The organism is Saccharopolyspora sp. NPDC000995 (assembly GCF_053599315.1).
Genome location: NZ_JBSFLZ010000019.1, coordinates 16,295 through 29,440, shown reverse-complemented (window position 1 = coordinate 29,440; position 13,146 = coordinate 16,295). Strand labels below are relative to the sequence as shown.

General features: G+C 67.5%; 14 protein-coding genes. 7 read left to right on the top strand and 7 right to left on the bottom strand.

The window, feature by feature from the left end:
• Position 1: 1 nt before the first annotated feature.
• Genes ACWDKQ_RS09535 through ACWDKQ_RS09525 form a run of 3 tightly spaced genes read left to right on the top strand, consistent with a single transcriptional unit; the run spans position 2 to position 1,500 of the window.
• A complete protein-coding gene (locus tag ACWDKQ_RS09535) occupies positions 2-361 on the top strand; it encodes a DUF742 domain-containing protein (RefSeq protein ID WP_450138305.1) in 360 nt (119 codons plus the stop codon).
• Positions 342-914, top strand: coding sequence for a GTP-binding protein (locus ACWDKQ_RS09530; protein WP_450138304.1), 573 nt, complete (start codon positions 342-344; stop codon positions 912-914). The genes ACWDKQ_RS09535 and ACWDKQ_RS09530 overlap by 20 nt, the downstream gene beginning before the upstream one ends.
• Before the next feature lie 31 nt (positions 915-945).
• The gene (locus tag ACWDKQ_RS09525; RefSeq protein WP_450138303.1) at positions 946-1,500 is read left to right on the top strand and encodes a GAF domain-containing protein; all 555 of its coding nucleotides are present in this window, start codon (positions 946-948) and stop codon (positions 1,498-1,500) included.
• Positions 1,501-1,560: 60 nt separating this feature from the next.
• Here the strand turns inward: ACWDKQ_RS09525 and ACWDKQ_RS09520 are convergent, their stop codons facing one another.
• Positions 1,561-3,120 (bottom strand): acyl-CoA dehydrogenase family protein, encoded by a 1,560-nt coding sequence (locus tag ACWDKQ_RS09520; RefSeq protein WP_450138302.1) that lies wholly within the window; start codon positions 3,118-3,120, stop codon positions 1,561-1,563.
• 695 nt (positions 3,121-3,815) lie between these two features.
• Here ACWDKQ_RS09520 and ACWDKQ_RS09515 point away from each other — a divergent pair.
• Positions 3,816-4,256 (top strand): hypothetical protein, encoded by a 441-nt coding sequence (locus ACWDKQ_RS09515; RefSeq protein WP_450138301.1) that lies wholly within the window; start codon positions 3,816-3,818, stop codon positions 4,254-4,256.
• Positions 4,257-4,779: 523 nt separating this feature from the next.
• On the opposite strand, the gene ACWDKQ_RS09510 is transcribed toward ACWDKQ_RS09515, so the two are convergent.
• Both ACWDKQ_RS09510 and uvrB read right to left on the bottom strand, forming a co-directional pair.
• Entirely contained in the window at positions 4,780-5,706 is a 927-nt protein-coding gene (locus ACWDKQ_RS09510) for an FAD-dependent monooxygenase (protein ID WP_450138300.1), read from the bottom strand.
• A gap of 669 nt (positions 5,707-6,375) precedes the next feature.
• Complete coding sequence (uvrB, locus tag ACWDKQ_RS09505) at positions 6,376-8,532, bottom strand: excinuclease ABC subunit UvrB (RefSeq protein ID WP_450138299.1); 2,157 nt, start codon at positions 8,530-8,532, stop codon at positions 6,376-6,378.
• Between the two features lie 108 nt (positions 8,533-8,640).
• On the opposite strand from uvrB, the gene ACWDKQ_RS09500 reads away from it, so the two are divergent.
• The 3 genes from ACWDKQ_RS09500 to ACWDKQ_RS09490 all read left to right on the top strand — a co-directional run bounded on the left by ACWDKQ_RS09500 (position 8,641) and on the right by ACWDKQ_RS09490 (position 10,376).
• Complete coding sequence (locus tag ACWDKQ_RS09500) at positions 8,641-9,072, top strand: SPW repeat protein (protein ID WP_450138298.1); 432 nt, start codon at positions 8,641-8,643, stop codon at positions 9,070-9,072.
• Positions 9,073-9,166: 94 nt separating this feature from the next.
• The gene (locus ACWDKQ_RS09495) at positions 9,167-9,763 is read left to right on the top strand and encodes a DUF402 domain-containing protein (protein ID WP_450138297.1); all 597 of its coding nucleotides are present in this window, start codon (positions 9,167-9,169) and stop codon (positions 9,761-9,763) included.
• A 106-nt stretch (positions 9,764-9,869) separates the two neighbouring features.
• Complete coding sequence (locus ACWDKQ_RS09490; RefSeq protein ID WP_450138296.1) at positions 9,870-10,376, top strand: hypothetical protein; 507 nt, start codon at positions 9,870-9,872, stop codon at positions 10,374-10,376.
• Positions 10,377-10,640: 264 nt separating this feature from the next.
• Here ACWDKQ_RS09490 and ACWDKQ_RS09485 read toward each other — a convergent pair whose 3' ends face one another.
• The 4 genes from ACWDKQ_RS09485 to coaE form a co-directional block, all read right to left on the bottom strand.
• Complete coding sequence (locus ACWDKQ_RS09485; protein ID WP_450138295.1) at positions 10,641-10,805, bottom strand: hypothetical protein; 165 nt, start codon at positions 10,803-10,805, stop codon at positions 10,641-10,643.
• Positions 10,806-11,025: 220 nt separating this feature from the next.
• Complete coding sequence (locus ACWDKQ_RS09480) at positions 11,026-11,157, bottom strand: hypothetical protein (RefSeq protein WP_450138294.1); 132 nt, start codon at positions 11,155-11,157, stop codon at positions 11,026-11,028.
• Positions 11,158-11,162: 5 nt separating this feature from the next.
• Positions 11,163-11,426 (bottom strand): histidine kinase dimerization/phosphoacceptor domain-containing protein, encoded by a 264-nt coding sequence (locus tag ACWDKQ_RS09475; protein ID WP_450138293.1) that lies wholly within the window; start codon positions 11,424-11,426, stop codon positions 11,163-11,165.
• Positions 11,427-11,648: 222 nt separating this feature from the next.
• Entirely contained in the window at positions 11,649-12,839 is a 1,191-nt protein-coding gene (gene coaE / locus ACWDKQ_RS09470) for a dephospho-CoA kinase (RefSeq protein ID WP_450138292.1), read from the bottom strand.
• Positions 12,840-13,146 lie beyond the last annotated feature (307 nt).

The window sequence follows — 13,146 nt, the reverse complement described above, 5'->3', positions numbered from 1 at the left end:
GATGTCGATTCCGCCAGACAAACCCTGGGTCGACAATGAGGCCGGGCCGCTGCTGCGCCCGTACTCGCTCACCAACGGCCGGACCAAGCCGAGCGCCACGCTGACGCTGCAGTCGATGGTCCGGTCCACCGGCCGGATGACGCCCGAGCGAATTGAGCCGATGCACGCCAAGATGCTCGAGCTCTGCCGGTTCGCCACATCGGTCGCCGAGGTTTCGGCGCACCTGCACCAGCCCGCCGTGGTCACCAAGGTCCTGCTCTCCGACCTCATCGACTGGGGAGCCATCACCACCCGACTGCCCGATGACATGCCCGACCGAGCACAGCTGGAGGCGTTGCTCCGTGGTCTCCAACAACTCTGAGCTGTTCCCGACCGCCTTCAAGTTCCTCGTCGCGGGCGGGTTCGGCGTCGGGAAGACCACCTTCGTCCGGTCGGTCAGCGAGATCGAACCGCTGACGACGGAGGAAACGCTGACCATCGCCAGCATCGGCACCGATGACCTGGCCGGGGTTGGCGACAAGACCACCACCACCGTCGCGATGGACTTCGGGCGCATCACCTTCGACCCGCAGAACATCGTGCTTTTCCTGTTCGGCACCCCCGGGCAGGAGCGGTTCTGGTTCATGTGGGATGACTTGGTCAACGGCGCGCTCGGCGCGGTCGTGCTCGCCGACACCCGCAGGCTGGAGGATTGCTTCGCCGCAGTCGAGTTCTTCGAACGGCGCGGCATCGACTTCCTCGTCGCGGTCAACCATTTCTCCGGCGGCTTCCACTACGAACCGGAAGAGGTTCGGGAGGCGCTGGATATCAAACCGCACGTGCCGATCGTCACGTGCGACGCCCGCGACCGGCGCTCGGCGGCGTCGGTGCTGGCCCGCCTGACCAAGCACGTTCTCATAAACCGTCCTTTGTAGACGAAATACGCACAGCGGAAACGGAGCCCTCGTGACCACTTTCGACGCGGCCGGCCACCGCCACTTCAGCCCTGTAGACAACAACGGGCCGCAGCGAGCGGCGCGCTTGCGTCAACTCGGGCTTGGCGAGCAGGCCGAACCGGAATTCGATGCATTCGCCAAGCACGTCGCGAAGACCCTCGGCGTCCCCAACGCGATGGTCAACTTCATCACCGACAGGCACCAGTACCTGGGCGGGCTCTGGTCGGTGAACGCAGCGCCCGAAGCGGCCGACCCCGATCCTCGATCCGCTCCGTTGGAGACCGGGTACTGCCCGCACGTCATCGCCCGGGGTATGGCGCTGGTCCTGGAGGACGTCTGCGACTACCCGCGTTTCGCGGGCAACGACGTCGTGGACCGGATGAACGTGCGCTCGTACCTGGGGGCGCCGCTGATCGACCGCACCGGCGTTCCTCTCGGCACGCTCTGTGTCATCGACACCGAGCCGCGCCCTTGGGGCCGCGACGGCCTGCACGCCATCAAAACGCTCGCCAGCGAAGGCGTGCAGTTGATCCACCAGCGCGAGCAGGAGATTCAGGGGATCTGAGTCCATGAACGGGGGAGGCCGCACGCGGTTGCGTGCGGCCTCCCCCGTTCACGTCGGCTGTCAGCCGCGCCGCAGCAGCACATCGAGATCGTGCTGATCGCCTGGGCGGCGCTGTTCGACATTGCCAATGACGTCTTCATAACCGGCGATGTGCCCAGCGATCTCGTCGGCAGTGGGCAGGTCCGCGAAGGGCAGGTCAAGCTCCGCAGTGCGCAGGCGCTCGCGCAGACGCTGCTCGCACCACGCCGCGGTGCGGGCGTTCATGTCGGACCGGTACCTGGTCTCGCTGGTCAGGCCGGCGAGAAGCGTCCAACATGCCATTTCGCCCACGGCATTGGCGACCACGTGTCGATGCTTCGCGTCCATGATTGGCGCGGCGGCCAGCTTGGCAATCCCGGATGCGTATTCGTGCAAATGCGGCGCCGCGTCGACCTCGTCGAGCAGCGCGCCGAGCTTCTCGGGTGCGACGAGGAACTTGGTTCCCAAGTAGACGGTAACTGCCTCGGTCGAGCCCTCGAAGATCCGGAACAGCCGGTAGTCGCGGAAGAACTGGCCGACGACGTTGGTGTCGACGAAGCCGCGCGCGCCGAGCAGCTGCAGGCACTGGTCCACCACCTGGAACATGAGCTCGCACCCGAGGATCTTCGCGACGAAGTACAGTTCCTCCGGAACGCGTTCCGCTGCGTCCATCCGGCCGGCGATGTGCTGGACGAGCGCTTCGACGGCCTGCGTGGCGGCCGCGCATTCGGCGAGGATTTGCTGGATCCGGCCGTTCTCCGCCAGATTCCCCGTGGCGACCTCGCGTCGCCGGGCGAAGCGATGCGCGAGCTCCAGCGACCGCATCATCGCCCCCAGAGCACCCGCCGCGAGGGTGACCCGGCCCTGCGTGAACGCGGTCTTCGCGGCGAGCAGCCCCTCGCCCTCGACGCCCAGCAGGGCCTGGGCGGGCACCCTCAGGTTCCGGAAGTCCAGGCTGTTCTGCGGCACCGCCTTCAGCCCGAGGGTGATCACCTCCGGCCCACCCACGAATCCCGGGGTTGCGGTATCGACCACGAAGCCGGTGATACCCACGTCCTGGCCGAGTTCATTGGTCAGCCGGGCGAACACGTTGACGTAGGAGGCATCGGCGCCCAAACTGATCCACTGCTTGTTGCCGTTGATCACGTAGGACCCATCCGGCTCCTTGGCCGCGCGCGACGTGATGGCGCGCACGTGCGACCCCATGCCAGGTTCGCTGATGGCGCTCGTGATCAACCGCTTCCCCTGAGCCAGCTCGGGCAGGACCGCCGCTTTCACGTGCTCGCGGGCGAAGTGCTGAACCGGCGGGACGCCGAGGGTGTTGTGCACAGCCATCAGGACCATCAGGTTCGCGTCGATCGCACCGAGTTGCGTCATCACCCGGAGAGCGTCGGAATGCGAGAGTTCCTGCCCCTGGAACGCCTTGGGGATCTGCAGGCCGAACAGTCCGGCAGCAGCGAAGTCCGGCACCAACGATGTCGAGAACGACCGGCGCTCGTCCATCCTCCGTGAGTCGAGTCTTTCCCTGCTGTACCTCCGTAAGAACTCCAGCATGTCCGACACGGCACCAAGGTGCGGCGCGCCATTATCGGTCGAGTCCATACATCCCTCCTATGAGGACCGCTCAGCACACGATCTTCAAGGCACCACGACGAGGGAAGCCGGCCAGGCTGGGGCTTGGTTCTCGCCGGATTCCGGAAGTCGGGTGCGAAAAATCCCTGCAGGACGGGGTTCCACGCAGGTGAGTTACGGAGCGTCCTACGGCGTAAAGGCGGCTCCACGGCCGAAGGCCACTCGGCCCGCGAATGCCTGCCGCCGGCCGAACCGGCACGACGGGGGCGACGATGCCCAGCCGGCGAGCGGAAGCGCCGACGGCGCCGCATCGGACACCGGAGATTCGTCGCCCTTGACGCGATCAGGTCGACGACGTTCGAGGACGGGGACCCGAAGCGGCAGGGCGGCGTTCATGCGCATCTCCGATCCGCGGTGGCCCATTGCTTACGTTCGACTACGAAAAGTAAGGAAAAGCTAGTCCTCCTTACTTCTTATGGGTACCTCCTTTGAGGTGACAGAACAGGCGTTTTCGTCGAATTCCGTTACATAGCGCAACATTCTGCCGCGCAGGCAAGCAAGCAAGCAAGCCTAGGTGATTATCACCTCCAAGATCCGTCACCCACCCGGCCGCGTTCGACCACACGATCGGCGGAGACCTGCAGGTCGATGGAAATTTTCGCCTGCGGTATTTCGGGTCGGTTGCGTAGAATCTGCCTTTCTCCAAGGCCGCCCGAAGGCTGCACATGGCGACCTCGCCGCTGAGCCAGCGACTTCGGGACCTGGGACGCGACCTCGGCGCGGTGCCCTTCGAGCGGGACTCGCACCCCGTGCAGCTGACCGGCGCCGGTGCGACCCCGCAGCCGATCGTCAAGTACGTGCTCTGCCGCTTCTTCAACATCCCGCGTCGGCTGCGCGAGGCGGTCGGCCCGCATCCCGCCGTCGTCTGCATCGGCATCGCGCCCGGCCTGGACTCATCGGTGCGGCTGCGGCTCAAGGCGTTCGCGACGACGAATGCGCCACCGAGTGCGGCTCAAGCGCTGGCCGAGCGGCAACAACGACCTGCTCGCTGGCGTGCAGCGCGGCGAACTCACGATGGCGCTGGTGCACCTGCCGGTGCACGCCGAAAATGGCGTGACCGTCGCAGTCACGCCATTGTTCGCGCATCGACGCCACTGATCAATTGAACACCGCCCCTTTCAGCTCTGATTCCAGGGCTGGAATGGGGGTGTGTGCAACGTGGACTGATCACGCGGGCACAGCACACGAACATCAACCCGGCACGGTCAACACGACTCGGTGCGGGCTGTGCGCGAGTACGCCCTGACGCATGACTGCGTGGCGAGCGGGTGTGCTTCATCAAGCGCCGATCAGGCGGACGGCGGTACTCGCCGAACCCTGGTGCCAACGAAACTGGTATCCGACGGCCACCCTCCACCCAGAGCGACGTCAGTCTCCGGCAAGTCATCGCGAGAGCAGCGGATCGCCCGACGCAGCGGCGACTGCCGGCAGCGCCTTCACACGGGCAGTTCGGTGTTCCAGTCCAGCCATCGGGCCGGGTCGCCGTCGGGCGGCGCTTCGGCGTGGCGCTGCCGCAGTCGCTCGACCTCTTCAGGGCGTTCCGCGTGGTCGGGCATCAGTGTGGTGCTCTGCTGCGCACTGCGGACGATGTTTCGCTCGACCCTTGGTCTACGCAGACACTCGTAGGCATCAATCCTGCCATGGTCGCGCAATGCCTTGGCCAGGATCACCGCATCCTCGAACGCCATAGAAGCACCCTGGCCCGTCGCCGGCGACGCTGCGTGTGCCGACCGCGTCGCCGATGAGCAGCATGCGGCCCTTGCGCCAGCGCGGGGTCGGCACCAGGTCGTGGGCATTGGTGGCGAGCACGTCATCGGTGGCCGCGACGATGTCCGCAGTCGGGGTCGCGTCCCGCCGCAGTACCGCAAGCAGTCGGTCGCGCATGGCGTCCGGGCCCTCCGTGCCGTCCAGCGGCCGCGCCGGGACCCTGCTGAACCAGAAAGTCCGGCCCTGCGGCGAGACCGCGTAGCCGAATGCGCTGCCGCTACCCCGGACCATGTCGATGCGCCCCGGCTCGTGCGGCGGCTCGGCGCTGTCGGAGTAGCCGTAGAAGACCTGCTGGCCCACATAGCGCTTCGGCACGGGGTCGATCAACGCGCGCACCGCGGAGTTCAGCCCGTCGGCGCCGATGAGCAGATCGCCGACGATCGCCCGCCCATCGGTGAACCGCGCCGTCAGCTGGTCGCCGTGGTGCTCCGCGTCGACGAAGCGCGCGCCGTACTCGACGGGGAGACCTCGGCGGTGGACCTCCAAGCGCAGCAGATCGCACAACTCGGCGCGGCGAACGCAGCGATAGCCGTCGTCAAGAGCAGACGAACCCAACTCCGCTCCGTCGCTGCCGGTGAGGCGCAGCGACGTTAATGGGAAGCCCACTTCCGGGACGACATCGAGCTGGCGCAGCGACCGCATGCCGTTGGCCGCCACCGTCAGGAACGCCCCGATGTCCGCCCCGCTGCACGGGTGCGCCTCGTGCACGCTCACGTCGATCCCAGCTTTGTCCAGCGCTAATGCGGCAGCCATGCCCGCGATCCCGCTACCGATGATGACGACTCGCACGACGACTCCCCAGTTGTCGACCTGACGAATACACGACTGCGATCACCGTAGTCGAGATCGCCGACGCAAATCGAGTTCTGATCAGGCGGCGGGCTCGCCGACCGAGACCAGCGGCTACCGGATTCCACACAGCGGCAAAGCGGTGTGTCGGACATGCGCGACGACCTAGACAACCTGGACTGAGTCCCGCTCAACGCCGCCGCAGGGGTGCCGCCCCGGCGGGTCCGCGCGGCGCTGGAGCCGACGATGCTCGATCTAGCCGCCGAACGGACCTGGGGCATACCTCTTGCACGCGTCGAACACCGCGACGGTCCGCGAGCGCGTGGGGCCGGACGCGTACTCGCCGTCGAGCAGGCCGTGGCCCTCGACCCAGACCCGGAGCGCGCCGCCGGACGCAGCGCGAACACGCCGGCGGCTACCTGGTCAGCCCGCACCAGCGCAGCAACCTGCCGGGCCTCGGCTTCGCCAAGCCGAGGCATCCGACGACGGCAGCGACCGGCTGGTCGACGCGATCGTCGCCGGCCGCGACATCCAATCCATCGCCGAGCAGGTGCAGGAGCACCTCCGGGCCGGTGCCGTCCGCGTCTGCCTGCAGGTGCTAACCGCTGCCCCCGGTGGACTCCGCTGCCGGAGTGACGCGAGCTCGCGGCGTTCACGCAGGCATGACCGTCACTTGATGCCTGCGGCGTCCATGCCCCGGATTTCCTTCTTGAGGTCGTGGATCTCGTCGCGCAGCCGCGCGGCCAGCTCGAACTGCAGCTCCCGGGCCGCGTTCATCATCTGGTCGTTGAGCTGCTGGACCAGGTCCGCAAGCTCGGCGCGCGGCATCGACTTGATGTCGCGGTCCGCCAGCAACCCGGCGCTGGCCACGGCCTCCCCGGTCGGCTTCTTGCCACGCGAGACGTTGCGGCCGGAACCGCCGACGGCCACCGACTCCTCGGTGTCCTCGGACTCCGAGTACACCCGGTCCAGGATGTCGGCGATCTTCTTGCGCAACGGCTGCGGATCGATGCCGTGCTCTTCGTTGTAGGCCATCTGCTTGGCGCGGCGCCGATTGGTCTCGTCGATGGCGTGCTGCATCGAGTCGGTGATCCGGTCGGCGTACATGTGCACCTGGCCAGACACGTTCCGGGCCGCGCGGCCGATCGTCTGCACCAGGCTGGTGCCGGAACGCAGGAAGCCCTCCTTGTCGGCGTCCAGGATCGACACCAGGGAGACCTCCGGCAGATCCAGGCCCTCGCGCAGAAGGTTGATGCCGATCAGCACGTCGTACTCACCCAGTCGCAGCTGCCGCAGCAGCTCGACCCGCCGCAAGGTGTCGACCTCGGAGTGCAGGTAGCGCACCCGGATGCCCAGTTCGAGCAGGTAGTCGGTGAGGTCCTCGGCCATCTTCTTGGTCAACGTGGTGACCAGCACCCGCTCGTCGCGGTCGGCGCGCTCCCGGATCTCGTGCACCAGGTCGTCGATCTGGCCTTCCGTGGGCTTGACGATCACCTCGGGGTCGATCAGCCCGGTCGGGCGGATCACCTGCTCAACGAACTCGCCGCCGGCCTGCGCCATCTCGTACGGTCCAGGCGTCGCCGACAGGTACACCGTCTGGCCGATCCGGTCGCTGAACTCCTCGAAGGTCAGCGGCCGGTTGTCCAGCGCGCTGGGCAACCGGAAGCCGTGCTCGACCAGGGTCCGCTTGCGGGACGCGTCGCCCTCGTACATGCCGCCGATCTGCGGCACCGTGTAGTGCGACTCGTCGATGACCAGCAGAAAGTCGTCCGGGAAGTAGTCGATCAGCGTCGCGGGCGCCGAACCGGCCGGGCGGTCGTCGATGTGCCGGGAGTAGTTCTCGATGCCGGAGCAGAACCCGACCTGGCGCATCATCTCGATGTCGTATTGGGTGCGCATCCGCAGCCGCTGCGCCTCCAGCAGCTTGTTCTGCTTCTCCAGCTTGCCCAGCTGCTCCTCCAGCTCGGCCTCGATGCCGCGGATGGCCTTCTCCATCCGGTCCGGGCCGGCCACGTAGTGCGTCGCCGGGAAGATCCGCAGTTCGCGCACCTCGCGCACGGTCTCGCCGGTCAGCGGGTGCAGGTAGTGAAGCCGGTCGATCTCGTCGCCGAAGAACTCCACCCGCACCGCGAGCTCCTCATAGGCCGGGATGATCTCCACGGTGTCGCCGCGCACCCGGAAGGTGCCGCGGGCGAAGGCGATGTCGTTGCGGGTGTACTGCACGTCCACCAACGCGCGCAGGAACACGTCCCGGTCGATCTCGCCGCCAATCTCCAGCGGGATGGACCGGTCCAGGTACGACTGCGGGGTGCCCAGGCCGTAGATGCAGGACACCGACGAGACGACCACGCAGTCGCGGCGGCTGAGCAGGTTCGACGTGGCGGAGTGGCGCAGCCGCTCGACGTCCTCGTTGATCGACGAGTCCTTCTCGATGTAGGTGTCGGTCTGGGGGACGTACGCCTCGGGTTGGTAGTAGTCGTAGTAGCTGACGAAGTACTCGACGGCGTTGTCCGGGAAGAAACCGCGCAGCTCGTTGGCCATCTGGGCGGCCAGCGTCTTGTTCGGCTCCAGCACCAGGGTGGGCCGCTGGATGCGCTCGATCAGCCAGGCGGTGGTAGCCGATTTGCCGGTGCCGGTGGCGCCCAGCAGCACGACGTCCTTCTCGCCGGAGTTGATTCGCCGCTCCAGGTCCTCGATCGCCTGCGGCTGGTCGCCAGCCGGCTCGTAGTCGCTGACCATGCGGAACCGGCCGTCGATCCGCGGAATGTCGCTGACCGGCCGGAACTCGGATTGGGCCAGGACGGGGTGCTCAGTCGCGAATGCCACGACAACCAATGTACGAGCCCGCCCCGACATCATGCTGCGTCACGGGGTGCCCAAACGGCCACCAGGGCCGATAATGAGATACGTCACCCCAGTGCAGGAGGTGGTGTGATGTCGAGCAACGCACCTATCGCTGGGCATCCGGATCTCACCGAGATGCGCCTGCGCTACGAGCGGGCCGCGGAAACTCCCACCGCTCAGGTGGCGGACGGCTTCACCGTGCTCGGTGGCCTGTTCGTCGCATTGTCGCCGTGGATCACCGGCTTTCACACAATGACGCTGTCGTTGATGGTGAACAACCTGGTCACCGGGCTGACCGCGACCGTTCTCGGGCTTTCGTTCGCGGCCGCCTACCACCGCACGCACGGCATCGCCTGGACCGTTCCGGTGCTGGGTGTGTGGACAATCGTGGCCGTGTTCGTGATAAACGGGACAGCCATCATGACCAGCAGCGTCCTGTGCAACGTGATCGGTGGAGCGATCCTGGTCCTCGCGGGGCTTGGCACCATGGCTCCGGCCTACGCCACCCGCGCAATGACCTGACCCCGGCCGATCGGAGGTGAAGGATCACAAGTGGTGAAGAAATAGCGGGCGCGACGACCTTCGGACGTCGCGCCCGCCCGCATACAGTGGCAGGGTGACCACGCAGCGCGAGATCGCCGAACAGCTCGGCCTGCCCGTCCACCCGCCCAAGGTCGAGGTCTTCGACCTGGTCGCCAACACCAACACTGACCCCAAGGGCCACGTGCGTGCCGTGACGCATTACGAGCGTGCGCCCTTCGGGCTGTACCTGGCCCGCCCGACCCCGGGGCATCCCCGCATAGCCGCCCTCGAATCCTGGCTGCTGCCCGATCTCGGGTTGCGCGTGACCCGCTGGTACGGGCACCCCGGGCATAAGGGCGACACGGACTTCTACCTCGATGTGGCGGACATCGAGCCGGGCGAAAAGCAATGGCGGACGGTCGACCACTACCTCGACATCGCGGTGCGGGACCGGCGCGCGGTGGAGCTGTTGGACATCGACGAATTCGTGGTCGCCGTGCGGGCGGACCTGCTGGACGCGGAAACCGCGGAGCGCGCGATGAGGCGCGCGTGCAACGCCGTCGACGGGCTCGCCCGGCACCGGTACGACCTGCCGAAGTGGTTGCGCGACAACGGGATCGAGCTGTCATGGCGCGGGCAACCCGTCGAAGATCCCGTACCCGGCCAGCAGTCGCTACCGCCATCCCGGTGACAGTCCACCCACGTACCGAATCGATACTCGACGAGCCCCGAAAAGTTACGTTAAAAACCGGTCCTGCCGATCTTCGAAGCCGGTTTTACCATTACTGTCTGAAGTCGTGACCGCTGCGTTTTCTCCCCAATTGGTTGAAGTTATCGACATCTTCAGCTCGCAGCGCAGGCAACCTTCCGGCAGCGTCGCGCAGTTGGAGGTCTGCCACGTCGAGCGCTGGGGACTCGCAGTGGAGTGCCCGACGCCGGAGGCCCCGGACCACGACACCGAGATCACCTGGCTGCTGCCCGACCTCGGGCTGCGGCTGACCCGCTACCGCCCGCGCCGCAGGCACTCCCGCCCGGGACCGAGCATGCTCACCGCGGTCCACATCGAGCGCAAGACCAGATCGTGGACGACGACCGATCTGCTGCTCGGCCTGGAGGTCGGGGACCACGGCCGGGCGCGGATCACCCACGCCACCGAGTTCGCCGCAGCGGTGGGCAGCGGCCTGATCCGGCTCAGTGAGGCGGACTACGCGCTGCGGACGGTGCACCGCACGCTGGACGAGGTCACCCGCCACCGGGACATCAACCAATGGCTCGCCCACCGGGGCATCTTCCAGATCTGGTGACCAGAATCGGCGCCGGTCAGCACCCGTGAGCGCGTTCGGATGCGCTTTGGCACCCGGACCACCCGCAGGCCTTCAACCGCGGCGACCGGTCAGCGGGGCGGGCGGCCGTCGAGGCGGATGGGGCGGCGTTCCACTGCCGCGCTCACCGCCGCCGTCCGGCTGTCCACGCCGAGCTTCGGGTAGACGTGCACCGGGTGCGTCTTCACCATCGCCCCACTGCTGAACAGCTTCCGGGCCAGTTCCTTGGCACCCGGAACACGTCCGTCACGAGATCCCTCTCACCGGCAGTGTCGCCGCCACGGCCGTGCCCTCTCCCGGCTGGCTCTCCACCGCCAGCGTGCCCGACTCCGCCACCCTCGCCCGCATCCCGGGCAACCCGTAGCCGCGACCGCCCCAGAGCGCGGGCCCGCCGGGTCGAACCGGTGCCATCATCGCGCACGTCGAGGGTCACTTCATCGTCCAAATAGGACAACGTCACGGTGGCGATGCGGGCCGCGCTGTGCCCCCGGACGTTGGCCAGCGCATCGCCTCCATCAGCTGCATGATCGCTCGTTTAGGCGTCATGGCAGAACACCACAACGCCAATCAGGCGGCAGATCGCACACCACCACCAGACCCGGGTGTCACTTGCTGCGAGACACAATCCGTGTCACATCAGCTGAGACTGAAGACCGTTGGCCAGCGCACCCTGAGCCACCCGCAGCAGCACGGCGCCGGCGTCCGCGCTGGTCGGCAACGGATCGCCCACCACCTCGAAGCGGACCTCGACGCCGGACTCCACCGCAGTCAGGTCGGCCAGCTCGCGCAGGGCTTCGGCTGCAGCTCCAGCGCCGTCGGCGCGAGCTCGCGCACGAACAGGCGGGCCTCCGCCAAGTTGTCCTCGGCGACCTCCTCCACCCGCCGCATGTGTTCGTTCAGGTCACCACCGCGCTCGGCCGCTTGCAGCAGCATCCGGATGCTGGACAAGCCTTGGACGATGGTGTCGTGGATCTCGCGGGCCAGCCGCTCGCGCTCCCAGCTGATGCCCGCCTCTCGCTTGGCCTCGGCCAACTCGCCCCGCGCCCCACGAACTGGCCGATCAGCTCCGCTCGGCGTTCGCTCTCACTACGCAGCTCCAGGAAAACCGCGGTGGCCATCCTCGCCACGGCCAGCGGCACCAGCACGTCGATGACCTCGAAGCTGGGCGTCAGCCGCAGCTGCGCAGGCGGCGAGTGCGATCGCGGCGAGCACTCCGACTACCACTCATCGGCTGAACCCGCCGCCTTTTGCCGATCAAGGGGTCCAGCCGGTGCTTTCGGCCCACTGCCAGGCCTTGGGGACGGCTTCGACGAGCCAGCGCTCCTTGGCGTCGGCGTATGCTCTGAGGTCCGCGTCGTTGGCGTGTTCCACGGCGACTTTCCGCTTGAGTTCGAGGTACTCGTCGCGGGCCGCCCGATCGGCGCGCAGCCAGGCCGGGAAGATCAGCGCGGTGCGCTGCCCAGGAGAACCGTCGACGCGCAGGTGCAAGTTCACGTAGCGGCCCGGATCGGCCGACCTGTGGATTCGCTTCTGCCAGAGCGCCGGGTCCGGCGCGAAGGTGTGCGGGTTGTCCCTGCGGACGTCCGGATGCACCAGGAAACCGGCCTCAGCCAGCGGTTCGGCTAGCGCGTCAGCATCGTCCAGCGATCGCACCGTCATCTGCAGGTCGATGACGTCCTTCGCGGGCAGGCCCGGCACCGAGGTGGAGCCGATGTGGTCTACCCGCACCGCCTTGTCGCCCGCCGCCCGCTCGATCCGGGCGATCAGCCGCCGCGCCTGCCGCGGCCAGTCCGGATCCGCATCGACCAGCTTCGGGGCCCGCTCCGGCGCAGGCCGCCGCAGCCGAACGTTCTCCTCGAACGGCACCAGCCGGTCCTGCCACAGCGCATCGACCTGGGCGTTGATCTCCTCGACCGAACCGCTGTTGTCCAGCCAGACGTCCGCGACTTCGCGCCGCTGCTCATCGGTGGCCTGCGCGGCGATGCGGGCGCGCACGTCGTCCTCCGCCAGACCGCGGTCGATCAGCCGCCGCACCCGGACCGGTTCCGGCGCACCAACAATGGCCACCAGGTGGTAGTTCGCCGCGTAGCCAGCCTCGACCAGCAGCGGAACATCGTGCACGACGACCGCGTCCGCAGGTGCCTGCGCGATCCGCTCGGCGGTCAGTTCGCGGATCTTGGGGTGCGTGATCGCGTTGAGGTCCGCGCGGGCGTCGCTGTCGCCGAAGACCTTCGCCGCCAACGCCGACCGGTTCAGCGCGCCGCCGGAGTCCAGGATGTCGTCCCCAAACCGCTCGACGAGCTCGGCCAGCCCCGGAGTGCTCTGCTTCACGACCTCCCTGGCCAGCACGTCGGAATCGACGAGCACCGCGCCTCGCTCAACCAACCGCCGAGCGACCGTCGACTTCCCCGAACCGATCCCACCGCTGAGTCCCATCAACAACACAGAACCCATCCTGCCAGCGCGACCGACCAACCCGGTGCACCCCTGGGGAACAAAATCCCCGCGTGCACTTTTCGGGACGATAGAGGCTGCTCGGGCACTCGCTGTGCGACGGCGGTGCACCTGGCGTCGCTGGCGCGAAGCGAACGGACCTCCACGCCAATGGCGGTTTAACCCCCACTGCCCGAGCGGCACCCGCGATGCTGCCGCCGTTGCCCGCTTCCAGGGCCTCGAAGAAGCTCGCCCTCAACTCCTCAGAAACCACGATCCCCGCAACTCCGGTGAATTCAGGGAGTTGCGGGGATCGCTA